18 protein-coding genes are annotated in these 23,347 nt (G+C 74.3%); 10 read left to right on the top strand and 8 right to left on the bottom strand.

Annotated elements, in window-relative coordinates; translation table 11 throughout:
* Positions 1 to 45: 45 nt before the first annotated feature.
* Both ABTY20_RS13695 and ABTY20_RS13690 read right to left on the bottom strand, forming a co-directional pair.
* Positions 46 to 1,773, bottom strand: coding sequence for an HEXXH motif domain-containing protein (locus ABTY20_RS13695; RefSeq protein ID WP_351997173.1), 1,728 nt, complete (start codon positions 1,771 to 1,773; stop codon positions 46 to 48).
* A 9-nt stretch (positions 1,774 to 1,782) separates the two neighbouring features.
* Positions 1,783 to 1,953, bottom strand: coding sequence for a hypothetical protein (locus ABTY20_RS13690; protein WP_351997172.1), 171 nt, complete (start codon positions 1,951 to 1,953; stop codon positions 1,783 to 1,785).
* 186 nt (positions 1,954 to 2,139) lie between these two features.
* Here ABTY20_RS13690 and ABTY20_RS13685 point away from each other — a divergent pair, with 186 nt between their 5' ends.
* The 3 genes from ABTY20_RS13685 to ABTY20_RS13675 all read left to right on the top strand — a co-directional run bounded on the left by ABTY20_RS13685 (position 2,140) and on the right by ABTY20_RS13675 (position 5,703).
* Positions 2,140 to 2,442, top strand: a complete 303-nt coding sequence (locus ABTY20_RS13685) for a trypco2 family protein (protein ID WP_351997171.1) — start codon at positions 2,140 to 2,142, stop codon at positions 2,440 to 2,442.
* Between the two features lie 5 nt (positions 2,443 to 2,447).
* Entirely contained in the window at positions 2,448 to 3,551 is a 1,104-nt protein-coding gene (locus ABTY20_RS13680; protein ID WP_351997170.1) for an effector-associated domain 2-containing protein, read from the top strand.
* Positions 3,552 to 3,879: 328 nt separating this feature from the next.
* Entirely contained in the window at positions 3,880 to 5,703 is a 1,824-nt protein-coding gene (locus ABTY20_RS13675; RefSeq protein WP_351997169.1) for an HEXXH motif domain-containing protein, read from the top strand.
* Between the two features lie 81 nt (positions 5,704 to 5,784).
* Here ABTY20_RS13675 and fxsT read toward each other — a convergent pair whose 3' ends face one another.
* From fxsT to ABTY20_RS13655, 4 genes are all read right to left on the bottom strand, one after another.
* Entirely contained in the window at positions 5,785 to 9,618 is a 3,834-nt protein-coding gene (fxsT, locus tag ABTY20_RS13670) for an FxSxx-COOH system tetratricopeptide repeat protein (protein WP_351997168.1), read from the bottom strand.
* Positions 9,619 to 10,026: 408 nt separating this feature from the next.
* Complete coding sequence (locus ABTY20_RS13665) at positions 10,027 to 11,499, bottom strand: VMAP-C domain-containing protein (RefSeq protein ID WP_351997167.1); 1,473 nt, start codon at positions 11,497 to 11,499, stop codon at positions 10,027 to 10,029.
* A 246-nt stretch (positions 11,500 to 11,745) separates the two neighbouring features.
* Positions 11,746 to 13,293 carry a DEAD/DEAH box helicase gene (locus ABTY20_RS13660; RefSeq protein WP_351997166.1) on the bottom strand — a complete coding sequence of 516 codons (1,548 nt, stop codon included), beginning with the start codon at positions 13,291 to 13,293 and terminating at the stop codon, positions 11,746 to 11,748.
* Between the two features lie 180 nt (positions 13,294 to 13,473).
* Positions 13,474 to 13,677, bottom strand: a complete 204-nt coding sequence (locus tag ABTY20_RS13655; protein WP_053670392.1) for a cold-shock protein — start codon at positions 13,675 to 13,677, stop codon at positions 13,474 to 13,476.
* Positions 13,678 to 14,100: 423 nt separating this feature from the next.
* On the opposite strand from ABTY20_RS13655, the gene ABTY20_RS13650 reads away from it, so the two are divergent.
* Complete coding sequence (locus tag ABTY20_RS13650) at positions 14,101 to 14,403, top strand: hypothetical protein (RefSeq protein WP_351997165.1); 303 nt, start codon at positions 14,101 to 14,103, stop codon at positions 14,401 to 14,403.
* A 48-nt stretch (positions 14,404 to 14,451) separates the two neighbouring features.
* Here ABTY20_RS13650 and ABTY20_RS13645 read toward each other — a convergent pair whose 3' ends face one another.
* Positions 14,452 to 15,225 carry a polysaccharide deacetylase family protein gene (locus tag ABTY20_RS13645; protein ID WP_351997164.1) on the bottom strand — a complete coding sequence of 258 codons (774 nt, stop codon included), beginning with the start codon at positions 15,223 to 15,225 and terminating at the stop codon, positions 14,452 to 14,454.
* A 196-nt stretch (positions 15,226 to 15,421) separates the two neighbouring features.
* Between ABTY20_RS13645 and ABTY20_RS13640 the strand changes: the two genes are divergently transcribed.
* The 3 genes from ABTY20_RS13640 to ABTY20_RS13630 all read left to right on the top strand — a co-directional run bounded on the left by ABTY20_RS13640 (position 15,422) and on the right by ABTY20_RS13630 (position 19,519).
* On the top strand, positions 15,422 to 15,856 hold the full coding sequence (locus tag ABTY20_RS13640; RefSeq protein ID WP_351997163.1) for a VOC family protein: 435 nt from the start codon (positions 15,422 to 15,424) through the stop codon (positions 15,854 to 15,856).
* Positions 15,857 to 15,999: 143 nt separating this feature from the next.
* Complete coding sequence (locus ABTY20_RS13635) at positions 16,000 to 17,352, top strand: DUF5933 domain-containing protein (RefSeq protein WP_502991802.1); 1,353 nt, start codon at positions 16,000 to 16,002, stop codon at positions 17,350 to 17,352.
* Positions 17,353 to 17,464: 112 nt separating this feature from the next.
* Complete coding sequence (locus ABTY20_RS13630; RefSeq protein ID WP_351997162.1) at positions 17,465 to 19,519, top strand: hypothetical protein; 2,055 nt, start codon at positions 17,465 to 17,467, stop codon at positions 19,517 to 19,519.
* Positions 19,520 to 19,678: 159 nt separating this feature from the next.
* On the opposite strand, the gene ABTY20_RS13625 is transcribed toward ABTY20_RS13630, so the two are convergent.
* Complete coding sequence (locus ABTY20_RS13625; RefSeq protein ID WP_351997161.1) at positions 19,679 to 19,849, bottom strand: hydrophobic protein; 171 nt, start codon at positions 19,847 to 19,849, stop codon at positions 19,679 to 19,681.
* A 138-nt stretch (positions 19,850 to 19,987) separates the two neighbouring features.
* Between ABTY20_RS13625 and ABTY20_RS13620 the strand changes: the two genes are divergently transcribed.
* The 3 genes from ABTY20_RS13620 (at position 19,988) to ABTY20_RS13610 (ending at position 23,138) form a co-directional block, all read left to right on the top strand.
* Positions 19,988 to 20,161 carry a CsbD family protein gene (locus ABTY20_RS13620; RefSeq protein WP_351997160.1) on the top strand — a complete coding sequence of 58 codons (174 nt, stop codon included), beginning with the start codon at positions 19,988 to 19,990 and terminating at the stop codon, positions 20,159 to 20,161.
* Positions 20,162 to 20,580: 419 nt separating this feature from the next.
* Positions 20,581 to 20,928, top strand: a complete 348-nt coding sequence (locus ABTY20_RS13615; RefSeq protein ID WP_351997159.1) for a DUF1330 domain-containing protein — start codon at positions 20,581 to 20,583, stop codon at positions 20,926 to 20,928.
* A 239-nt stretch (positions 20,929 to 21,167) separates the two neighbouring features.
* On the top strand, positions 21,168 to 23,138 hold the full coding sequence (locus ABTY20_RS13610) for a YncE family protein (protein ID WP_351997158.1): 1,971 nt from the start codon (positions 21,168 to 21,170) through the stop codon (positions 23,136 to 23,138).
* Positions 23,139 to 23,347: the final 209 nt, after the last annotated feature.

The raw sequence follows: 23,347 nt of genomic DNA, 5'->3' as shown, positions 1-23,347 counted from the left end.
CTGCCGACGCGCGTCGGCAGGGCCCCCACCGGGTCCCGGGGGCGGTCAGGCGGGCGTGCGGGGCGCGAACGCGCGACCCAGTTCCAGGGGGTCGGCACGTCCGTCGAGTTCGGTGTACAGGGCCGTGACCAGCTCCGGGTGGGCGAGCAGTCCCTCGCCGGCGGGGTCCCCTTCGGCCCGGGCGGCGAGTCCCAGCCCCACCCAGGTCTCGGGGTCGCCCTCGCCCCGGGCGATGCGCGCGCGGCAGGCGCGCAGCGCCTCGGCCGTACGGCCCGTGACGAGGTCGACGTCCTCGGGGCGCGCGCCGCTCACCGTGGCGCCGGGGTCGTCCCGCAGCCTCCCGAACCCCTCCGGGTCCGCCAGCAGCCACCTCACCAGCACCGCCCGCGTGTCGAAGCCCCGCACCGGCCGCCCCGCGACGAGCGTCGGCCCGTGGCGCCGGGTGACGGACCGGGTCCCGTGGGGCCAGGCCGCCGCGTGGGCCCGGACCGTGCCCGGGTCGGGCCGCAGGTGGTACGCCCGCCAGGTCGCGCGGTGGTCCGCGACCGCGAGGTCGGCCGCGGCGCGGGCCCGCGCGTCCACCGGTTCCGCGAGCCAGGGCTCCAGCCGCCCCGCGAGGTGGGCCACCAGGCGCCGCCCCAGGTCCGTGAGCCCGTCCGACCGGCCGACCGCACGGAGCGCGTGCGCCGTCTGGGCCCGCCACAGCGCGTACTCGAACCGTCCGAGCGGATGGTCGCGCCGCCGCCAGAAGGCGGTGACCCCGAAGAACGCGTACACCCCTTGGAGCAACCCGCCCAGCGGCCGGGGGTCGTCCCGCCAGGGGGCGTAGTACAGCCGGGTCTCCGGCTCCTCGTACAGGGTGAACAGGTGCATGAACGCGCTGAGCTTGTTGTGCTGGAACTCGTGCACCAGCGTCGAGGCGAACTGCTCGCCGTCGTCGGGGACCGACGCCACCGCCGTGCCGAAGGCGTCGCCGGAGGAGGCGCTGTGCGGCCGGAACCGCTCGGAGCGCGGGCGGGGCACCACGGACACCAGTCCGTCCGCCAGGGCCCGGGCCTCCTCCCGGTCGGCGGTGCGCAGGATCTCCCAGGCCGAGCCGAACAGCTCCTGCCACCGGGCGGCGGAGTCGAGCGGCTCGGGGACGCCCGGTGCGCGCAGGGTGCGATAGGGGTCGGTGTCGTCCAGGAGCAGCGTGCACCCCTCGGCGCGCAGCTCGGCCGGCGCGTGCCAGCCCGACGCGCCCAGCCGGCGGCCCGCGACCCGCACGTCCCCGTCGCGGGCGGACACCTCGGTCACCGTCCAGTCCGGGGCGCCGGGCACCCGCATGGCCCCGAGCGCGGGCAGCACGGCCCAGCCGTGCCGGACCGGGACGTCGGTACGGAACTCCAGGCCGGCGCGGACCGCCGCGCTCGCGGCGAGCGCGTGCAGGTGTCCCGTCTCCGCCCACAGGGGTGCTTCGTGGTCGGCGGTGCCCCGCAGTCGGCGCAGTGTGTGCGCCGACCACATGCCGACGGCCGGGTACGACAGCAGCCGCTCCACCTCCTGCCCCGCCACGGACCAGGCCCGCGACAGCAGGCGCCAGCCCTCCTGCAACGGGGGCAGGGGGCCGGTCGGTGCCGTCGCGGCCGCGTCCAGCAGGGCCCGTACGACGAGCAGTCGCCAGCTGCGCTCGCTCGCGCGCAAGGCGTCCACCGTCGCGGGGCCGCCCCCGCCGCCCAGCAGTTCGTCGAACGACCGCGGTGACAGGACGTGGGGCCGGGCCGTCTGGTGCATGGAGGGTGCCTATTCGTCGCGTTGCGGGTTGTAGCCGCCGAGGCTGCCGGCCGGGTCGTCGATACGGCTGAGCAGGCGGCGCATGGAGCCCTCGACGGACGGCAGCTCCAGGTCCGGCCAGAGGTCCAACGGGACGCCACTGAGGTCGATCAGCTCAGACTCGACTCCGGTCTTCTCCATGACGCCGTCCCCATGACAGTGGAAGTGAGGTGATACGAAGAATGCCCGATGTATGCCACTGTCGTGCAGTTTCAACACTTTTCAGGCCGTCGGTAACCCTAGTGCACCCACGGTGGCACGCGGTTCCAGAACTGTGGAATCCACCCGGATCGAGTGAAGGGTGGGCGTTCTGGGTAGGACCCGGGCGTGATCGAACTCGCCGAGCTCATAGAGGAGTTGCGCCGCGAGCTCACCGCGGCCCGCACCGCCGCACAGGGGGAGGACCTGTACTTCGAGGTGGGCCCGGTGGAGCTGGAGGCCGCCGTCGTCGTGGAGCGGTCCGCGACGGCGGGCGGGAAGATCCGCTTCTGGGTGGTGGAGACCGGCGCGGACGGCCGGCTGGCGGACAGCGTCACGCACCGGGTGAAGCTGACGCTCGATCCGCGCACGCGCAGCGGCGGCGGGCGCGCGCCGTGGGTGGGCGGCGACGAGGCGGAGGGCGAGCGCTGAGCGCGGTGCCCCGGGCGCCCCGGCGACTGGACCCGCTGCGCGTGGCGGAGGTGCTGGTGCGACGGCCCGAGGGGCGCGGCGGACGCCGGGGCTCCGGCTACCGCGTCGGCCCGTCGCACGTCCTCACCGCCGCGCACGTCGTCCGTGCCGCCGGGGAGGAACGCCTCGGGGTGCACGTACGGTTCGAGGCCGACCGCCCCGACGAGTGGACCGCGCCCGCGCGCGTGGTGCTGGCCTCCGAGAAGGCCGACGTGGCGCTCCTGGAGCTCACCGGGCCCGTGCCCCCCGGTGTCCACGCGGCCGTGACCGAGCCGCCCGCGTACGGCGCCGTGCCCGACACGGACGCACTGCTGCCGTGCAGCGCGCTGGGCTTCCCGCGGTTCAAGCTGCGCGAGGACCGGATGCGCCGGCTCGACGACGGCTCGCCTTCCCAGTACCGCGACTCCTGCCACGCCACCGGGATGATCTCGGTGCTGTCCAACCGCCGCGAGGGCACCCTCGAACTCGCGGTCACCCCGCCGCGGGAGGACCCCGAACCCGACCGCTCCCCCTGGGAGGGCATGTCCGGCGCGGCGGTCTGGCACGCCGACACCCTCATCGGACTGGTCAGCGCCCACCACCGCTCGGACGGCCTGGGCCGCCTCGCCGCCGTGCGCGCGGACCGCTGGTACGAGCTGCTGCCGGCGGCCGACCTCGCCCTGCTGCACCGGTACGCCGGGCTGCCCGCGTCACCGCCCGGGCCGGCCGCCCCCTCGACCGGCACCGCGGGCCCCGGCAGCCTGGCGCATCTGCCGGACGACCTGCCGCTGCGGGAACTCGACGGGCTGGTGGGCGCGTTGACCGCGCTGCCCACGGTGAGCGAGCGCACCACCCTGGCGCTGGTGCTGGACGGCATCGATCCGGTGATCGCGGCCATGAGCCCCCGCTCACCGGCGCTGCGTCCGGACGTGTTCGGGATCCTGCGCACCTGCCTGCGCTATCGCGGCACACTGGACCAACTCATGGAAGCGGTGCGGCTGATGGAGGGCGACTCCGCCGGAATGGCCCGCCTCGACGAGGAGGCGGCGGAGCTGTCCCGGCGCCACCGCGGTGGCGCCGGCGACCGCTGACCCGATATGGCGGCACCGCCCGGCCGTCGTGTTTCATCCAGGCTACGGCGGGCGATTATCAGGGGGATGTGAGCAGCCCGTGTCCGTACGCGTCATCGGGGGGAAGGGGTTTGGCCGTCATGGAGTCGTCTGCGGCCGCCGTCGAGTCCAGCCTTGTCGATCTCGCGGGGGTGTCCCTTGAAGCACTGCGCTCCATGGACGGTCGATTTCTCGCCGCGTCGCTTCAGGAGCTGCAGCACGGGATCGATCACCCACTGGCCAGCGTCTCCGGCTTCGGAGAAGGAGGGGGAGGCGGCAAGGGACGTCCCCACTGACCGCGGGGCCGCCCATGAGCGCTGAGCCGTCCCTGCCGCATCATCGTCTCCCGTCCGGCAGCCTCGCCGAACTGGCCCGCGGCGAGGGCGGACCGGCGACCGTGGACCTCCTGACCGCGGCCGAGCGCAGCCGTCGGCTGCTGCTGTTGCGGATGCTCGACGACGCCGCGGACCTGGGGGCGGCGTGGGACCTGCTCAGTGCCGCTCAGCGCCGCGCCCCCGCCGTCGTCGACGAGCTGCTCATGTACCCGCAGACCGGCATGTGGCTCGCCACCGTGCTGCGCCGGCTGCGCGCCGGGGCGGTGGAGCGGGACGAGCCGCCGCAGGCGGTGGTGCTCGGTCACGCCCGCGCGCTGGCCGCCGCGGCCGCGCTGCGCGCGGGGCTCGACTTCGGCATCGAGGTACCGGTCCGGCACGGCCGGGTCCCCCTGCCCACCCTGGGCTGTGCCGAACTGCCCTCGGCCGAACCGTGGGCGACGGCCACCGTGCGGGCCGAGGCCGGACGCGCCGTGGTCCGGACGCCTGAGCACACGGTCGCCGTACCGCTGCCGCCCGGCTCGGCGGGGCCGGGGTGGCACCCGGTGCGCCGGCTCGCGGCCGGCCCGGCCGGACTGCGGCTGGAAGTCGCCCTGGACGACGTCGACCCGTACCGGACGTACCCGCATCCGACCGAGCCGCGCCCGCTGTCCGAGGAGGCCGCGGCGCGGTGGCGGCGGACGCTGGAGCGGTCCTGGGAAGTGCTGCTGCGGGACCAGCCCGAGACGGCCGCCGCGATGCGGCGGGGCGTGTTCTCGCTGAGTCCCACCCCGGCGAGGGAAAGGTTTCGGCCCCGCAGCGTGTCGTCGGGGGACGCGTTCGGCGGCATCGAGGCCTCGGAGCCGGACGACGCCGTCCAGCTGGCCGTCACGCTCGTGCACGAGTTCCAGCACACCAAACTGGGCGGTCTGCTGCACCTGGCACCGCTGGTGACCCGGGGCGCCGACAGCGGTACGGAGCTGTGGTACGCGCCGTGGCGGGACGACCCCCGTCCGCTGGAGGGACTCCTCCAGGGCGTCTACGCCTTCGTGGGCATCACCCGTTTCTGGCACGCCCACCGCCGTGCCGCCGGCGCACGGACCGCGACGGCGCACTTCGAGTTCGCGCTGTGGCGGGCCCACGTGGCCACCGCGATGGAGCAGATCCACCGCCACCCACGCCTCACCCCGCTCGGCGCCTCCGTGCTGGACACGCTCCGCGACCGCTGCGCGCAGTGGCTCACCGAGCCCGTGCCCGAGGACCACCTGGCGCTGGCCCGGCTCTGCGCCGCCGACCACGCGGGGCGCTGGCGGGCACATCACCTGCGGCCCGCCCCGGCGGCCGTGGACGAGGCCGTCCGGGCCTGGCTGGCCGGCGAGAGCGGACCACCCGGGGCCCTCGCGTCCGAGCCGGAGGTGGTGCCCGACCCCTCCGCGCGCTGGCTGGACTGCCTGGCCATGCTGGTCCGCCACCGCCTCGGCGGCGCGGACGACGGCCGGCGCCCCGAGGAACCGGGAGAAGCCGCCGCGCGGGTCACCGGAGCAGTGACCGGCGACGCCCTGCTGGCGGCCGGCGACGCCGCCGCGGCCCGCCGGGCCTACGCGGCCCGCCTGGCCGCGGAACCCGGACGGGCCGGCACCTGGGCCGGCCTCGGCCGGGCCCTCGCCGCGTCGGACGAGCACCCGGTCGCCGCCCGCCTGCTCGGCCGCCATCCCGAACGGGCCCGCGCGGTGCACGAGGCACTGTTCCGGGCCACCGGCACCCCGCCCGACCCCGTCCGGCTGGCCACGTGGCTCGGCTCGCCCCCGTCCGCGGCGCACTGACCGGGCACCGCCGGGCCGGCCGGACGCGGTGGCGCCACCCCTCCCGGCGGGAGCGGCCCGCCGGTCGGCGGGCCCGTCACCTCACAGCGGCATCGGGTCGACGTCGCAGTCGGCCCGCCCCCGGGCCCGTACCAGGAGCGTCGCCGGGTGGGGGCCTGCCGTACGGGGTTCGTCCAGGACGCGCTCCATACGGCTCAGGACGTCCGCGTGCAGCGCCTCGCCCTCCGCCTCCCGGCCGACGGCGATGAGGTCCAGGGCGAGGTTGGCCCCGCACACCAGCGTGGTGGGGTGGTCCTCGCCCAGCCTCGCCGAGCACGACGCCATCGTCCTCTCGCCGAGTTCGCGGGCGCCGTCCGCCCGCCCCAGCGCGCTCAGATCGCTCGCCAGGTTGATCGCGCAGGCCAGCGTGACCGGGTGGCCCTCCCCCAGGCGTTCGGTCAGCGACCGCAGCGTCTCCTCGTCCTGCTCCCTGGCCTCCTCGGCCCGGCCCAGCAGCCGGTAGGTCACCGCCAGGTCGATGTCGGCCGCCAGGACGTGCGGATGGTCGCTCCCGAAGAGCTGGCGGAACCGCTCGCACGCCCGCTCGCCACGGTCGCGGGCCGCCTCCAGCTCGCCGTCGTGGCGCAACGTCACCGCCAGGGTGAGCGCGGCCGTCAGCGACTCCGGGTGGGTGTCGCCGTAGCGGCGGGTGAACTGGCTGAACGCCTCGCGCGCCAGCTCGAGCGCGGTGGCGTGGTCGCCCTCCTTGCGGCAGGACACGCTCAGCTGCTGGAGGTTCTGCAGGGTCGTCGGGTTGCGGGGCCCGAAGAGGGTCCGATAGCCGTCGACGACGGCCTGCTGCAGGGACCGCGCGCCGACGTAGTCACCGGTCTCGCGGACGTCGATGGCGATGCTCGCCTCGGTCATCAGCGACTGCGGGTGGTCACGGCCGAACAGCCGTGTCTTCAGCGCGTGCGTGCGCCGGTCCAGTTCCAGCGCGCGCTGGAACTCGCCGACGAGCCGGAGGCTCACCCCCAGGTTGTGGGCGGTGGCCAGCGTGACGGGGTCGTCCTCGCCGAAGGCGCGGCGGGCCCGGTCGCAGGCCGTCCGGTCCAGTTCGGCTCCGGTGACGAAGTCTCCCTGGACGCGGCGCACCGCGGCGTCCAGGTTCATCGTCTCCAGCGCGTCCTCCCGGGTGTCCTCGCGGCCCGGGGGCGCCGTGCGGGCGTAGACGTCCTTGAGCCGGGCGGCGATCCGGGACGCGTCGTCGTACCGGCCCACCTTCAGGTAGAGGAAGCCGAGCCACCACCCCATCAGGCGGGTCTGCTGGTCCTCCTCGCCGAACAGCCGCTGCCAGGTCTCCCAGACCTGCTCGGTGAACTCGCGGGCGACCTTGTGGTCTCCCCAGTACCAGAGGTACCTGGCGATGTTCCGCACGAGCTGGCGGACCCACGGCTGGTCGGACTCGATCGCGCCGGAGGCGATGACGTGGCCGTACAGCTCGGCGTAGCGCGGCCAGTTGGCCGACTGGCTGGGGCCCTTCGGGTCGGCGGCGGCGAGCAGCGTGTGGGCGCCGCTGCGCATGCGCCGCTGCTCTTCGGGGGACATCCGGTTGATGAGCACGGCCTGCACCAGGCGGTGCATCTCGATCGAGTTGGTCCGGTGGTCGATGCGGGCCAGGGAGTAGCGGTTGATCTCCCGGATGGCGCGGGCCAGCCGCATCGGGTCGTTGAGGGCCCGGTCCAGCTCGGGGTCGATCGTGGACCCGCCGAGCCCGGAGAAGATGGAGCGGGAGATGGGGTCCGGCGCGAAGTAGGAGCAGAGCTGGAGCAGGCGCAGGGCGGTGAGGCTGCGGGTCTCGAGGTGGTCGAGGGAGACGTTCCACGCGGCGGCGACCGGCAGCTGGTAGTCCGGTGGCGGGGACACCTCGAGGAGCTCGCTGCGCTTGTGCTCGAACAGCCGCAGGTACTCCGACACCGGCATTCCGGTCTCCGCCCGCCAGGCCGCGGCCTGTTCCAGGGCGAGGGGGAGGTCGCCGAGGGCGTCGGCGAGACGGTCGGCGTCGGCGTCGACGAGGTCGCCGGGACCGGAGCGGCGCAGCAGCTCCTTGCTCTCCTCCCGGGTGAAGACGTCGACCTCGAGGGAGGGGCCGACCACGCTCCAGCGGCGGTTGCGCGAGGTGACGAGGATGGTGCCGCTGCCCCCGGTGGGGAAGTAGTCGCGGACCCGCTCGGGACTGTCGGCGTTGTCGAAGATCAGCAGCCAGCGGGAGTACGGCCGCCCCTCGCGCAGCGCCTCGCGCACCGCGGGTCCGGCGATGTTGGCCTCGGACGTGGTGACGATGCCGAGCCGCTGGGCGAGTTCGACCAGGGACTGGCCGATCTGGCCGGGGCGTTCGGCGGGGATCCACCAGACGATGTCGTACTCGGACTGGTGCCGGTAGGCGTACTCGATGGCCAGCTGGGTCTTGCCGACGCCGCCCATGCCGTGGATGGCCTCCGGCAGCACGGTCGTCGTGCCCTCCCGCAGGCGCTCGCTCAGCCGTTCCAGGAGATCCACCCGGCCGGTGAAGTTCGGATTGCGTGGGGGGATGTTGCCCCAGACGCGCGGCTGTGCCGAACGCCCGCTCTCCACCGCGGGTTCCTGCTGCGTGGTGGACATGGCCGTGGCTCCTTCTGCAGTTGTCCGGTGGGCGTGGGGGGCGGTGCTCCCGGGGCGGGGGCCCGCACCCTTGCGCAGGCTCACGGTGTTCTTGCGGTCGTACTCGTCCAGTGCGCGGGCGAGCCGCTCGGCCAGTGGCAGGAAGCGTCCGGACAGGGCGCGCAGCGCGGCCAGCTCGACGCGCAGGAAGGCGACGTTGTGCCGGGTCACCGGCGGGACGCGGACCGCCGCGGGCGGGCCGGCGGCGCCCGGCCGGTCCGGCGCGACGCCCTGCGGGGCGACGAGCACCCGTACGTCGTGCAGCACCCGGACGGTGTCACGGCGGCGGGACAGCGCCAGTAACTCCTGGCGGGTGTCCGGACCGAAGGTGAAGACCACGCCCGCGGCGCGCTCGGCGTCCCCGCCGGCCGGCCGCACCAGTCCGCTCATCAGCAGCTCGGTGAGGTGGGCGGGCCCGGCGCCCGGCACGGACGCGGTCAGCGCCTTCATCACCGGCAGCGTCAGCGGTGCCGCCGCCAGCCGGGTGGCGAGCGCGAAGGCGGTGGGCGAGGCGGCGGCACGGAAGTCCGAGACGCGCTCCCGGGCCGGGACGGCGCTGTCGGGGTCGGGGACGCCGTGGTCCCAGGGCAGCGCCCGCGCGGCGTCCGGCCGCCGCTTCCAGTCACGGGCCCGGACGCCGGACGTCTCCGTCCCCCCGGGCCCGCGTCCGGTCACCAGGCCGACCCAGCCGGACAGGGAGCGCCGGGTCGATTCCAGGACGGGTACCGGGACCACGCCGGCTTGGGCCGTGGCGTCCTCGACGGGTTCGAGGGGGGAGGTGCGCAGCTCCCACCGCAGGGAGTCGTTCGGCGCCCAGGGCCGTGTGGCGCTCAGGTGCATGCGGTGCACGTCCAGGCCCGTGCGGAACCACAGCCGCTGCGGCAGCAGGTGCAGCACGGCGAGCGGCTCGGACCGGCCGAGTTCCCGCAGCAGCGGCAGGACCGCGCCCGCCCTCCAGCCCGCGGCGAGGCCGTCGGTCAGCACCAGCGTCACCCGGTGCCGGGTGTCGCCGGGGGGCAGGTGGTCCAGCCGGATCCGGGTCGGCTCGGTGTCGTCCGAACCCAGCAGCCGCACGGTGGTGATCCGGCCCAGCCGCTCCTGACGGGTGAGCCCCTCCGCCAGCCGGCCGACCGCGTCCTCCCAGACGCACATGCTCACGTGGTCGTCGACGACGAGCAGGACGGCCGGGCGATCGGCCGGGTCCGCCGGTTCCAGTCCGCTCAGGGCGTGCAGCACGCCCTCCCATGACACCTCGTCAGGCGCGGGATTCGTTAAGGCTCGTGGGCTGTCGTCACGCCGCATGGGCGCCCTCGGAGCGGCCGGCGATGCCCGAGCACGGCGGAGGGGCGCAGGAGGAGTCCCGCAGTCCGCGGGCATGCGTGACATCCACGTTGCCAGCCTGGCAGTGGTCCGCGTGCGGTGCAAGACGGATGTCCACCAGGGGGATGACGGGAGGGATCGCGAGTTGACCGTCCGGAAAGCGCCCCGGTGGTGTGGAGCGCGCGGGACGGGCGCCGGGGCCGTCCCGACCGTCAGCGTGGCACTCCGTCGATCCCCCGCGCAAGACCGACGCCGTACGACCCCGCGCCGGTGACCGCCGCGGGACGGCCCCGGCCCGTCCCCCGGTCCGCAGGGGCACGGCCGCTACACCGGTCCGGGCGGCCCCGGCTTGCGCTCGGGGTCGTCGAGCAGGATGGCCAGGTGGCGGCCCACGTGCTGGTCCCAGGCGTCGGGTCCGAGCGCCAGGGCCTCCTTGCGCCACTTCTCGATGCGTTCCGCCAGGCTGCCGAGCCCCCGGTCCTGCAGTATTTCGCCGATGGCGTCCTGGAACGACGGATCCGAGCAGTCGCTGCGGTGCCAGACCATCGCGGGCACGCCGGCCCGCAACCCGGCCAGGACCTCCCGCCGGCCGGTGCCCGAGTCGTCGCCGGGCGGTTCGCTGAGCACCAGGCAGACCGCGTGCCGGTCCTCCTTCAGCTCACGTTCCAGGTGGAAGAAGTAGGCCGAGTCCTGCCCGGGCCGGCTCCAGTGCGGATGGCTGTCCGCGGGGCGCTCCCGGAGCCGTCGCCACTTGTTGTGCCAGGCCCGGTGCCACGCGGTCCGCTGCAGTCGTTCGAGGCTGCGCACCACCACCGGGTAGTCCAGCGCCAGCGGGGTGGGCGAGTCGGAGTCGGACTCCTTCGGCCACCACTCGACGGGCTCGTTCAGCAGCTCCCACGGCAGGATGAACTCCAGGAGGACCGGCTGCCGCAGGTCGGCCCATCTCTCCTCGACCTCCTCCACCAGCCTCTCCACCGCTCCGGGGAGTTCCTCCCGGTGCAGGTGGACGGTCTCGCCCGGTACGGGGTGCCAGCCCTGCGGGTCGGACTGGCGCCAGTGCGACAGGTAGAAGCGGTCCGCCTCGATCCGGTCCGGCTCGAACTGGATCATCAGGTACGCGGGGACGAGCGAGGGCGCGGCCTGCGGGAACTCCGAGTGCTGCCAGGCCGCCAGCGCGTCGTCCAGCCGCAGGGTGTGCGCCTGGCCGCGAGTGAAGCGGCGCAGCACCTCGGCGGCGTCGGCCCGGCCGTCCGCCACCAGCCGGTCGGCGCAGAGCGCCAGGAAGGCCAGGCTGGGCGGGAGTTCGCCGTTCGGGGAGTTCTCCCCCGCCAGCCGCAGGAAGACCTGCCACCCCGTGCGGCACCAGGAGGGCAGTTCCTGCACCCGGGACCGGCTCGCGCGACGCGCCATGGCCGCGAGGTCCGGAGAGCTCATCGACAGCAGGACGGGCCGTAACGCGCGCAGATCGGCGTGGTTGAAGAAGTCGACGGCCTCCCACTCGTCCACCAGCGGCCACAGGGCGGCGACCGTGGTCGACTGCTGCTCCACGTACTCGAGCGACCGCACCAGACACGCCGGCCCGTCGCCGACCTCGGTGCACGCCATGACCACCTGCAGCAGCCAGGGCCGCAGCCGGTCCCCGCCGAACGGCTCCACGGGGGAGGCCAGTTCGGCCGCGAGCAGCTCCCGCCAGATCTCCCGGCTGCCCGCCTGGTTCACCGTGGACGAACCCTGCAGCGCGTCCACGATGGAGACGACGAGTTCGTTGCGGACCCGATCCGGACTGCGCTCCTTCACCCCGTTGCCTCCAGACGGCCGGCGCGGTTCCCCGATGGTGCCGACCAGAGTAAGGCCGCAGGGCGGGGCGGGGCGGGGGAAACGCGGGTCACCGGAACGCCCGGCCCGGGACCCGCACGGTCGGAGCCCTCGGCCGTGAGAGGGGCCGGGCGTCCTGCCGGACGGTGCTGACCTGCGAGGACAGAACCTTCCGGCAGGAACCGGCACCCCCGGGGGCGGTCCTGCGGGCTCCGGGGAAGGCGCCCGTTAAGCGGCCGATTCGTTGCCGGGTCGTCCCTGTGCCCTGCGGCGGGCGCCCGCGTCGGCGGGCCGGCCCTGACCGGTGCGGCCCTGACCGGTGCGGTTCTGGCCGGCGCGGCCCTGACCGGCGCGGTTCTGGCCGGTGCGGCCCCGGCGGCTCCGGGACGGCGAGGACGCGCGGCGCGGGCGTTCCACCACGGGCACGGTGATGACCACGGGGACGCCGGAGGGCGCCTGGGCGCCCGTGATCCGGCTCAGCTCCGCCTCGCCCGAGCGGACCGGCGTGACGTGCGGGGTGATGCCGGCCGACGCCATCAGCCGGGTCATGTCGCGGCGCTGGCCGGGGGTGACCAGGGTGACGACGCTGCCGGACTCCCCGGCGCGGGCCGTACGGCCGCCGCGGTGCAGGTAGTCCTTGTGGTCGCTGGGCGGGTCCACGTTGACGACCAGGTCGAGGCTGTCGACGTGGATGCCGCGGGCCGCGACGTTGGTGGCCACCAGGACGGTGACGTGGCCGTCCTTGAACTGGGCCAGGGTCCGGGTGCGCTGCGGCTGGGACCGGCCGCCGTGCAGGGCCGCGGCGCGGACCCCGCTGTTCAGCAGGTGCTTGGTCAGCTTGTCCACGGCGTGCTTGGTGTCCAGGAACATGATGACCCGGCCGTCCCGGGCCGCGATCTCGGTCGTCGTGCGGCGCTTGTCCGTTTCGTCCACGTGGAGTATGTGGTGCTCCATCGTGGTGACGGCACCGGCCGACGGGTCGACGGAGTGGACCACCGGGTCGGTCAGGTAGCGGCGGACCAGCAGGTCGACGTTGCGGTCCAGGGTGGCCGAGAACAGCATCCGCTGGCCGTCGGGGTGCACCTGGTCGATCAGGGCGGTGACCTGGGGCAGGAAGCCCATGTCGGTCATCTGGTCGGCTTCGTCGAGCACCGTGACGCCGACGTCGGCGAGCTGGCAGTCGCCCCGGTCGACGAGGTCCCTGAGCCGGCCGGGCGTCGCGACGACCACCTCCGCGCCGGCGCGCAGCGCGCCGGCCTGCCGGCCGATGGACATGCCGCCGACGACGGTGGCGAGCCGCAGGCCCACGGAGCGCGCGTAGGGCGCGAGCGCGTCGGTGACCTGCTGGGCCAGCTCACGGGTGGGGACGAGGACCAGGGCCAGGGGGCGGCGCGGCTCGGCGCGCCGGCCCGCCGTACGGGCCAGCACGGCCAGGCCGAAGGCGAGGGTCTTGCCCGACCCGGTCCGGCCACGGCCGAGTACGTCGCGGCCCGCCAGGGAGTTCGGCAGGGTCGCCGCCTGGATCGGGAACGGCGCGGTCACGCCCTCCCGGCCGAGCGTGGCCAGCAACGGCGCCGGCAGGGCGAGCTCGGCGAACGAGTCGACGGCGGGCAGCGCGGGCGTGACCGTCTCCGGCGGCGTGAACTCGCCCTGCACGGGCCGTCGGTTGCGGGGAGGGGCGGAGCGGCGCGATCCGCGGGAGCCCGCGGCGGCCTTTCCCCCGGTGCGGCCGGATGCGTGGGCGGTGCGTGCGCCGGTACTACGTGTGCGGTTCATGCGGGACCTTCCTCGATACAGGCGCGTATCAAGGAATTTCCGCAGCGGAACGAGAAGCGCGGAGAATTGCGAGAACGAGCCCAGGGGCAGGATCGGGTCACCCTGCCGATAAAGCGGAGCTGGGGCCCGCACCCCATGGTGCGGGCCCCGACTACGGAATGATGTGTCGGTGTCGACGCGTCAGGCGGGAACGATGTTCTCGGCCGTCGGGCCCTTCTGGCCCTGCGCGATGTCGAACGACACCTTCTGGCCCTCCAGCAGCTCGCGGAAGCCCTGGGTGGCGATGTTCGAGTAGTGGGCGAAGACGTCGGGGCCGCCGCCGTCCTGCTCGATGAAGCCGAAGCCCTTTTCGGAATTGAACCACTTCACGGTTCCGGTGGCCATGTCATTTCTCCTTCGGAGGCGGTATCGGGAATTCACCCTGTGTGAAACCCGTGTCGCCGTGATGATTAACCCGTCGGATATGAACCTTCTGGCAACCACACCTGCAACTGGGATCGACACTAGCACGGTGCGATCGGCCCGGTGCGGTCGCCGATTTCACCCCGGGCCGGTGACCGGGGAATACGTGTCGCGTCCCGTGCTCATATCTCATGTCACGGAAACAGATACTGCCCCCCGCGGAGTGCGGACTTTCCGCCGTGTGCCTCCGTACCCGCCCCTGTGACCTTCGCCGACGGGGGGACGCGCCGTCGGCGCCGTCGTCGTCGGACCACCCGACGGCGGACGCGCCGGGCCCCCGCCGCCGCGACGAAGGTCACAGCACCGGGGGACCGGCGGCCCCGGGCGTTCTGCTTGGATCGGCCCATGACTTCTGCCGGCGCGGTGGACGGGACGCGGGAGAGGACGGAGCTCGCGGTCTGGTTCGGCGGGGCGTCCCTGGCCCCCTGGTTCTGCTGCCCGTTCTGGGCGCTGGTCTGCTTCCTCGCGTTGCCCCTGGCCCTCGTCGGCCTCGTACGGGCCTGCGTCGAGTACCGGGCGTCCGGGCCGGGCCGGGCGAGCGCGCCGCGAGCCGTCGTGGGCGGGGCGCTGTCCCTCCTGGGGGCCGCGGCGGCGATCGCCTACCTGGTCTTCCTGGCCGGCCACCCGGACCTTCCCGTCCAGGAGTGAGGAGCGGTCCGCCCGCCGTGCCCGGCGGTGACGGGCCGGCCGCGGGGCTCAGCGCACCGGGAAGCCGAAGGAGTAGCCCTGCTCCTTGAGCGAGGGCAGGACGCGGCGCAGGGCCTCGACGGTCTGGGAGCGGTCGCCTCCCGCGTCGTGGAAGAGGAGCGTCGGCCCGTTGGGCAGCTCCCGCTCCACGGTGGCGACGATGGCGTCGGCGCCGGGCCGCTCGAAGTCCTTGGTGTCCACGTTCCAGCCCAGCGGGCGCATGCCGCGGGAGGCGGCCAGCTTGCGGCTGTAGGGGGTGAAGGCGCCGCCGGGCGCCCGGTAGTACATCGGCCGGACGCCCCCGGACGCCTCGGTGATCATGCGTTCGGCGTCGAGGATCTCCTTCGACTGGTAGGCCTCGGACTTCCGGTCCATGGCGGTGTCGTGCGACACGGAGTGGTCGCACAGCCGGTGCCCGGCGGCGACCACCTCCTTCACGAGGCCCGGGTGGGCCTGCGCCTGCGTCCCGGTGAGGCAGAAGGTGGCCTTCGCCCCGTGCTCGCGCAGCACGTCGAGCACCTGGGGGGTCCAGGCGGGGTCGGGGCCGTCGTCGATGGTGATGTTGACGCCGCGCGGCCCCGCGTCCGAGGCGTGCACGATGGTCACGCCGACCGGCTCGACGTCACCGCCCGGCGTGGCGGACGCGGTCGCCTTCGGCGCCGCACCGCCCACGGGACCGGCCTGCGCGGTCCACACCGAGGCGCCGACGGCGAGCACCGTCACTCCGAGCGCCGCCCCGACCACCTTGCCGTACCAGCCGCGCCCGCCGCCGTGCCGTGCCATGTCCGCCCCGCCCTCGTGTAGTCGACCCACCGGTCCCCGGCCGCCTCGCGACCACCTGACAGGACGGAGGAAGCCGCCCGCGGGATGCGTCCGTTACCGATCGCGGACAATCCCGGAGGAGTTCGCTGACAACCCGGCGGAAAACGGCGGGGGAGGCGGGGTGCCGGTGAGCCGTACGCGCGTCTAAGGTGGCCCGATGGCGTCGATCAGACAGGTACAGGTCACCTTCGACTGCGCGGAACCCGAGCGCGTCGCCCGCTTCTGGTGCGAGGTGCTGGGGTACGTCGTGCCGTCGCCGCCGGAGGGGTTCGCCACCTGGGACGACCACGAACGCTCGCTGCCGCCCGAGCGCCGGAACTCCGCGTTCGCCTGCGTGGACCCCTCGGGTGCGGGCCCGCGCCTGTTCTTCCAGCGCGTTCCCGAGGGCAAGACGGTCAAGAACCGGGTGCACCTCGACGTGCGGGTCGGCACCGGGCTGGTGGGCGAGGAGCGCCTCGCCGCGCTCGAGGCCGAGCGCGACCGGCTGGTCGCACGCGGCGCGGTGCACGTGCGGACCCTGCTCGCCGACGGCTTCGACGAATCGTGCATCGTGATGCAGGACGTCGAGGGCAATGAGTTCTGCCTGGACTGAGAGCCGCTCCCGGGACGGGAACCCGGGCCGCGCGCCTTCCGTTCTGCTTCCGACCGGCTGCTCCGTGTGAAGGCTGATAGAAGTTGAGTCACATACCACCGCAGAACCTTCCGCGCGCACGCGAGGCGGCCGCGTCGTCCCCGGTGCGGCGCCGGCCACGGGTGGTCCTGTGGACCCTGGCCGCCGTGGTGACCCTCGGCTTCCTCGTCGCGCTGGAGTTCGCCGCGCGCCGCTACGGCACCCCGGGGCCGCTCACCCTCCAGGCGCGGGAGGTGGTGTTCGCCCCCAAGTCGGGCGGTCTGCTGTACGCCGCCCTGGCGTTGATGGCGGTGGTGCTCACCTGGCGGGAGCGGTTCGTCGCGGTGGGCGCGGCGATCGGCGTCGACCTCGTCTTCCTGGTGGTCCGGTGGGCGGCCGACGCCGACACGGCCGGCGGCCACCCCTTCGGCAACGGCGCCCTGTGGGTGACCCTGGGCGCCGCCGTCGTCGCCGTCACCCGCCGCACCGGCCGGGAGCGGGTCCTGCTGCTGAAGGGCGTCGGCCTGGCGCTGCTGCTGATGGCCGGCCGCAAGACCGGCGACACCTGGCTGCTCATCACCTCGAAGACCCGCCCGACGGTGCTGGACCCGTACGTGGCCACCGCCGACCACGCGCTGGGCGACCCGTCGTGGGTGGTGGGCCGGATCGTCGAGGCCACCGGCCCGGTCGGCTTCAACTTCCTCGACTTCGTCTACGGCAACCTCGCGGTGGCCGCGGTCGTCGCCGCGCTGTACCAGCTGCGGCACGTGGCGGCCGAACGCCGCTTCCCGCGCCACCACCTGGTGCGCACGTTCCTGGTCATCGGTCTCGTCGGACCGGCCTTCTACATGATCTTCCCGGTGGTCGGCCCGCTCTTCGCCTACGGCACGGGCACCGAGCACTGGGCGGACGTCAGCCTGTGGGCGCCGGACATGCCGCCCAGCGCCCCCTGGGCCGTGGCCGACCTGTGGCCGAGGACCCCGCCCCCGGTCGAGGTCCCGCACTCCGTGCCGTTCGACGGGATCACCCCGCGCAACTGCATGCCCAGCCTCCACACGGCGTGGGCGACCGCGATCTTCATCCACTCCCGCAGGGGCCCGCGCCTCCTGCGCCACGCAGGAACGTTCTGGCTGGTCGCCACGGTCTGCGCGACGCTGGGCTTCGGCTACCACTACGGAGCGGACCTGATCGCCGGCGTGGTCTTCACGCTCACCATCGAGGCGGCCCTGCGCGCGTACGACCGCGGCTGGGACCGGTCGGCGGTGCGGCTGGTCGCCCACGGCACCGTGGTCTTCACCGCGTTCCTGCTGTCCTACCGCTGGCTCCCCCTGGAGATGGCCCGGTACCCGTGGGTGGCCGGTCCCCTGCTCCTGCTGGCGACGGCCTCGGTGATCCACGCCTACGTGCGCACCACCGGACTCTGGTCCCGGGGGACCGTGCCGGCGCCCCGCCCCGTACCGCCTCCCGAGCTGGTCTGAGCGCGCGGGGGACCGGGGGCGTCCGACGACCCGCCGGACCCCGCGCCCCGCTGTCGGACCCGTACGCCATGATCGCCCCGTGGAGCGTTCGGACGCGGTACGGGGAGACGGGATGACCACGAGGGAGCTGCTGACGGCGCGGGCCGGGACGAGGGACCTCGACGACCACGGTCTGGCGCCCGCGCTGGACGGGCTCGTGGACGGCCTGGGGTACTGGAGCGGCAAGGGGGCGCTGGCCGGCATCGAGCGGACCGGGCGTTACCTGGCCGGGGCGGGGGAGCCGGCCGCGCCGGACGACGAGCCGGGAACGGCGGGGGAGGGGTCCTGGACGCGGTTCATCGGACGCATCGGCGCCGTGGCGCTGCGTGCCGCCGTGGAGCCCACCCGCGAGGAGCGGCGCCGCCGGCTGCTCGCGCTGCTGGAGGTCTGGGCGGACGGTCCCTTCGCCGATCCCCGGGCCCGGCTGCGCACCGGACTGGTGCGGCCGGCCGAGGGCGGCCCCGCGGCGGTCCGGGACGGGCGGGGGGCGTCCGTCGTGGTCGGCTGGGCCGCCGGCGGGCTGCGGAGGTTCGTCGACCTGCGGACGGGGGAGGCGGATCCGCCGGGCCTGGGGACGATCGAGGAGGTGACCGACGTCCCGCGCGGGGGATGGGGCAGCGCCGCACAGGTGCGCCGGCTGGTGGACCTGGTCCGGGAGCGCGGGCCGGTGCCGTGGGACCTCGACGCGGTGGCCGTGCTGAGGGACGGCACCGGGACGGGCCGGGCGGCGGCGTCCTTCGCCCTGGCGGGGATGCTGACCGCCGACTACCTGCCGCACCTCGACGCCGGGGAACGCAGCGTCCACCGGCTCAAGATGGCCCAGATCGAGGACGGTGTCCACGGGCCCGGCCGGAGGAGCCCGCTGGAGCGCCTCGAACTGGCGGCCGACGTGCTGCCCGGGGATCCCGCCGAGCTGTGGGAGCCGGGGGGCATGCGGGCGGTGGCGGAACGGCTCGCACAGGCGTGGCGGGAGCGGTACGGGCGGCGGACCGTGGTCCCGGAGCGGACCTTCGACGCGGTCGTCGAGCTGCGTCCGTTCCCGCTGTCGGCGGACCGCTTCTGCGCGGCGTTCACCGACCACGCGTCGATCCGCGGCCTCGGCTCGGACCTCGACAGCTGGATCCAGAACGGCGACTTCCGTCCCTTCCCGACCGCCGGGGGCCGGGACCTCACCGACTTCACCGACACCTTGCGCTCCGTCGTGCCGCGTCTCTTCCGGGTCTACGCGGAGCTGCCCTGCGGCGACCCGGTCCGGGCCGGGGCGCCCGGTCTCCTGCGGGCGCTGCGGGAGCGGCTGGACCACCCGGGCCTGCTGCTGGACGCCGGCGCCCTCGGCCACGGGGCGGGACGCGAGGTCGCCGACGTGCACGACAGGTTCGGTTCGCGTCCCTACGCCGGCCCGGAACCGCTGGCGGTCGCGAGCGTCGACGACGGACTGACCGTGGTCGTGGACGGCGTGGTCGACCGCGGGGGCGAGCGGTCCCGGCCCCGGCTGTACTTCCGCCCGGCGTTCTACGGCGACGACGAGCGCTCCCGGACGCTGCGCCGGTCCCGGGCGGGCTCCCCCCACGCCTCCGAGATCGAGCTGGTCGAGTGGCTGCGCGGACCGGTCTGCGCGCGCCTCGTCGAGCGGCTCGAGGACACGTCGCCGCCCCCGGGGTCGTACGAGGCGAACCCGGCGGTCTCCGCGCCCGACGTGCTGGGGCGGGCCGCCGGCCGGCTCGGCGTCGACGAGGACGCGGCGGCCCTCTACCTGCAGCTGCTGACCCTGTACGTGCCGACCGACCGCAACGTCCGCACGTGGAACGGCTGGAAGCCCGCCCGGCACCGGAAGGCCGCCGCCGTGCTGGTCGAGCACGGCCTGGCCGTCGAGGACCGGCGCGCGAGGGCGGGCCGCGGGCTCTTCCTGCCGGGCGAGTGGATCCACGCCGGAAAGCCCTACCAGCCCATGGAGGCGTGGAAGGCGGCCCTGCTCGGGGTGGAGCGCTCCGGCAACGGCCGCCTGGAGAACCCCCTCCCGCTCCCCACCCGCACCCTGCCCGAGCTGTTCGCCCGCGCGTGGGAGCTGGTCGAGGGGGGAGGCGGACCCCCGGCCGCCGGTGCGCCGCGGGTGACGACGGCCGGCTGACCCGACGGTCCCGCGCGGCGGGACCGCCCTCCCCGGTCGGCCGTCCACGGAGCCGTCAGTCCGGCACGCCCCTCGGCGCGGCCCGGTGACCGACGGTCCGCGGGGCCCGGCCACCGTGGTGACCGGGCCCCGCGAGGTACGGCGCGTCTTCGGGACGCGTCACCATCGGTACCAGCGGCTGCGTCCGCCGCCGGCCGAGGTGGAGCGCATGACGAAGCCGAGCAGCCAGAGCACCAGGACGGCGATGGCGAGCCACCAGAGGACCTTCACGGCGAATCCCGCGCCGAAGAGGACCAGGGCGAGAAGCAGAACGAGCAGCAGGGGAACCATAGTTATCGACCTCCTGCGCCACCGTCTGCCCTGCGTCGGCACGGTCATTCACCGACGGCACCCTGTTTGTGAAGGAAAGGTGGGGGCAGGCGGACTCCACCGAGACAGCGGCAAGGACGCTACGAGGAGGCGTGTTCCATGAGTGCCGGCGAGAAGGCCAAGGCGAAGACCGAGCAGGCCCGGGGCAAGGCCGAGGAGGCTCTGGGGAGCGCCGTCGGGAACGACCGCATGGCCGCCGAGGGGCAGGCCAGGAAGAGCACGGGAGACGCCCGCGAGGCCAAGGAGAAGGCCAAGGACGCCTTCAAGCACTGAGGCGACCCCGCACAGGGGGAGGGGGCCGTCCCGGGGGAGCCGGGACGGCCCCCTCCCCCTGTGCGCGAAACCGCCGGACCCTCCCCGCCCCGGCCCCTCGGGGCGGTGCCCGCCGGTCGCGCGGGCCGCGGTCACCGCCCGGGAACCCCGGACCCGGCGACAACCGGATGGTCGCCCGTCCGGCCGCCGACCACGACGCCGGCGCGATCCCCGCTCCGGACCGCCGCGGCTCCCGCGCCGTGCGGGCCCCGGGCCGGCCCGGGGACGGCCGGGGGCCCGCACGGGCGGGCGCGCCGATGGGCGGATGCGCCGCCGGTCCGGGGCGCCGGCGGGGTCCGCTTACCTGACGGGTCATCGATTCCGGCGCCCCGGCATGCCATGCTCCCGGTGTACGGAGCCCGACCGACCGGAAGGACACCATGCCCGCCTACGCCATAGCCCACCTGCGAGAAGCCGCCCCGCACCCGGACATCGCCGAGTACATCGAGCGCATCCCCGCCACCTTCGAGCCGTACGGCGGGCGCTTCCTCGTGCACGCCGCGCAGCACGAGGTGAAGGAGGGCGACTGGCCCGGGCACGTCGTGGTGATCGGCTTCCCCGGGATCGCCGAGGCGCGGGCCTGGTGGGACTCCCCCGCGTACCGGGAGATCGCACCGCTGCGCTCGCGGCACATCGAGGGCGACCTCATCCTGGTCGAAGGCGTCCCGGAGGGCTACGACCCGACGGTCACCGCCAAGGCGATGCGGGAGGCCCTGCCCGCCGGGTGACCCCGGGCCGACGGGACGCCGTGGCACACCGCACCCCGGCCGGGAGAGCGCGGCGTGCCACGGCGTTCCCGTCGGCCCCCTCGGCCGGTTCGCGGTATTCCGCTCCTCAATTGTCACTCCCATGCCATACGCTGCGTCCTCGGCAGCGTCCAACACCCGTTCGGGTGAGGGGGGACGCGCGGCTTCTTTCATCTTCCGTCCGGTGACCACCGGACTTCTTTCTCTGGGGGCACATCACTGTGCGCAGGCGCAGCATCGCGACCGCGACGGCACTCGCGGTCGTCCTCGGTTCCATGGCTCTGGTGGGAGGCACGGCGGTTCCGGCGTCGGCCGACTCCGCGAAGACCCTTCCGGTGAGTTCGGTCGGCGACATCGTCGTGGACGGCGACCACCAGCGGGTCTACGTCTCCGATCCGACCGGCGGCAGGATCGTCGTCACCGACTACAGCGGCACCGTGAAGGCGACGCTGACCGGCCTTCCCGGCGTGACCGGACTGGCGCTGTCCGCCGACTCCGGGCAGGTGTACGCGGCCGTGAAGAACGGCAACCGGATCGTCTCGGTGGAGACGGCCACGTACACCCAGACCGCGAGCTACCCGGTGGGCGCGGCCCCCGGCGACCTGGAGGTGGTGGACGGCAGGATCTGGTTCGCCCACGGCACGGACTTCGGCTCGCTGGACACCTCCGGCCCCGAACCCGTCGTCCGCCTCGCCCAGCGGGGCGACGTCGACTTCTACGGCGCCTTCGGCATGTTCCTGGCGTCCGACCCGGCCGTCCCGGGCGTCCTGGTGGCCGGCAACGGCGGCGATCTCGCCGTCTACGACGTCTCGGCCGACGGGGCCGCGCTGCGGGTCAAGGGCGACATGGACACGGCCGTGAAGCAGCTGGACCTGACGCCCGACGGCAAGCAGGTCCTCACCTCGTGGGGCGACCCGGAGTACGGCTACGGCATCGGCGCCTACTCGGCCACCGACCTCACCGAGCAGTCGGGCTACCCCATCGACGCCTACCCGAACGCCGTGCGGGTCGCCCCCGACGGCAGCGTCGCGGGCGGCAGCTTCTCCTGGTACGACCCCGACGTCCACGTCCACCGGCCCGGTGACCCGGTTCCGGTGCGGGAGTACGACTTCCCCAACACCGGCAACAGCAGTGGCGCCGACACCCTCGTGGACGGGGCGCTCGCCTGGGCGCCGGACGCGAGCCGGGTCTTCGCCGTCTCCGTGAACTCCTACGGCACCCACACCCTGCGCGCCCTGACCGACCCCACCAAGGAGCTGCCCACCCTCAAGGTGTCGGCCCCCGCCAAGTCGGAGCGGGCGAAGAAGCTCACCGTCACCGGCACGCTCACCTCCAGGACGCGCCCCGCGGCCGGGACCAGCCTGAAGGTGACGCGCACGGACGTCGAGTCGCCGAAGGGCAAGGCGCTGGCCGCCGTCAGGACGAAGGCGGACGGCAGCTTCTCCTTCACGGACACGCCGCCGGCCGGCGGCAAGGTCACCTACAAGGTCTCCTACGCGGGCGACGCCACGCACGCCCCGGCCTCCGGCTCGGACACGGTGGAGGTCTCGCGCAAGGCGACCTCGCTGAGCCTGAACAACAACGGCAAGCTGTACGCGTACGGCAAGAAGGTCACCTTCACCGCGCACCTCGGCACGACGTACAAGAACCGCACCGTCTCGATCTACGCGGACCCCTTCGGCGCCGACAAGGCGAAGAAGCTGCTGAAGACGGGCAAGGTCAACTCCAAGGGCAACCTGTCGGCGACCGTCACCATGACCCGTGACACCGCCGTCAGCGCGGTCTTCGCCGGCGACGCCCGCTACGCCCCGAAGACCGTGAAGTCCACCGGGTACGCCAAGGTGAAGGTCTCCACCAGCGTCTCCAAGCACTACAAGACCGGCAGGATCGGCTCCACGACGTACTACTACTTCCACAAGAAGACCGATCCCGTGTTCACCACGACCATGAGCCACTACAAGGGCCGCAACCAGCGCCTCCAGCTCCAGATCCACTACGCGGGCGCCTGGCGCGACGCCGGCTCCGAGTACTTCGCCCTGGACGCCAAGGGCAAGTCGGTCGTGCGCCTGGAGGCGCCGGGCGACTCCGGCATCCGCGCCCGGATGCGCTCGTCGTACGTCAACGGCTCCTCCGGGGACACCGTCAACTCCACGACGCACGGCGCCTGGAAGTACTTCACCTTCACCAAGTGACCGCCCCGTCCGCCGGTACGGCCCCGGGTCCCACCGGGCCGTGCCGGCGGACGGCGGACACGGTGCCGGATCCCGGGAACGGGCCGGGCCCTCCTCGTTCCCGAACACGTGGGAAGGGGTTGTGGGCGGGGCGGTGAACCCTCGCGCAACGCGAGGTGGAATCCCTACCGGAACCCGCGCCCCGCTGTTTGCATGGGTGCGGTCGCGCC

Source organism: Streptomyces sp. NPDC126497 (assembly GCF_040302425.1).
Classification (GTDB): domain Bacteria; phylum Actinomycetota; class Actinomycetes; order Streptomycetales; family Streptomycetaceae; genus Streptomyces.
Note: the sequence above shows the minus strand (reverse complement) of the source record. Positions and strands in the feature narration are given on the sequence as shown.

Bases quoted from the DNA above. Each gene is read 5' to 3' on its own strand.
- ABTY20_RS13620 (WP_351997160.1), top strand. From the start codon at position 19,988: ATGAGTGCCGGCGAGAAGGCCAAGGCGAAGACCGAGCAGGCCCGGGGC.
- ABTY20_RS13660 (WP_351997166.1), bottom strand. From the start codon at position 13,293: ATGAACCGCACACGTAGTACCGGCGCACGCACCGCCCACGCATCCGGC.
- ABTY20_RS13675 (WP_351997169.1), top strand. From the start codon at position 3,880: ATGAGCGCTGAGCCGTCCCTGCCGCATCATCGTCTCCCGTCCGGCAGC.
- ABTY20_RS13690 (WP_351997172.1), bottom strand. From the start codon at position 1,953: ATGGAGAAGACCGGAGTCGAGTCTGAGCTGATCGACCTCAGTGGCGTC.
- ABTY20_RS13650 (WP_351997165.1), top strand. From the start codon at position 14,101: ATGACTTCTGCCGGCGCGGTGGACGGGACGCGGGAGAGGACGGAGCTC.
- ABTY20_RS13645 (WP_351997164.1), bottom strand. From the start codon at position 15,225: ATGGCACGGCACGGCGGCGGGCGCGGCTGGTACGGCAAGGTGGTCGGG.
- ABTY20_RS13630 (WP_351997162.1), top strand. From the start codon at position 17,465: ATGACCACGAGGGAGCTGCTGACGGCGCGGGCCGGGACGAGGGACCTC.
- ABTY20_RS13640 (WP_351997163.1), top strand. From the start codon at position 15,422: ATGGCGTCGATCAGACAGGTACAGGTCACCTTCGACTGCGCGGAACCC.
- ABTY20_RS13655 (WP_053670392.1), bottom strand. From the start codon at position 13,677: ATGGCCACCGGAACCGTGAAGTGGTTCAATTCCGAAAAGGGCTTCGGC.
- ABTY20_RS13695 (WP_351997173.1), bottom strand. From the start codon at position 1,773: ATGCACCAGACGGCCCGGCCCCACGTCCTGTCACCGCGGTCGTTCGAC.
- ABTY20_RS13625 (WP_351997161.1), bottom strand. From the start codon at position 19,849: ATGGTTCCCCTGCTGCTCGTTCTGCTTCTCGCCCTGGTCCTCTTCGGC.
- ABTY20_RS13615 (WP_351997159.1), top strand. From the start codon at position 20,581: ATGCCCGCCTACGCCATAGCCCACCTGCGAGAAGCCGCCCCGCACCCG.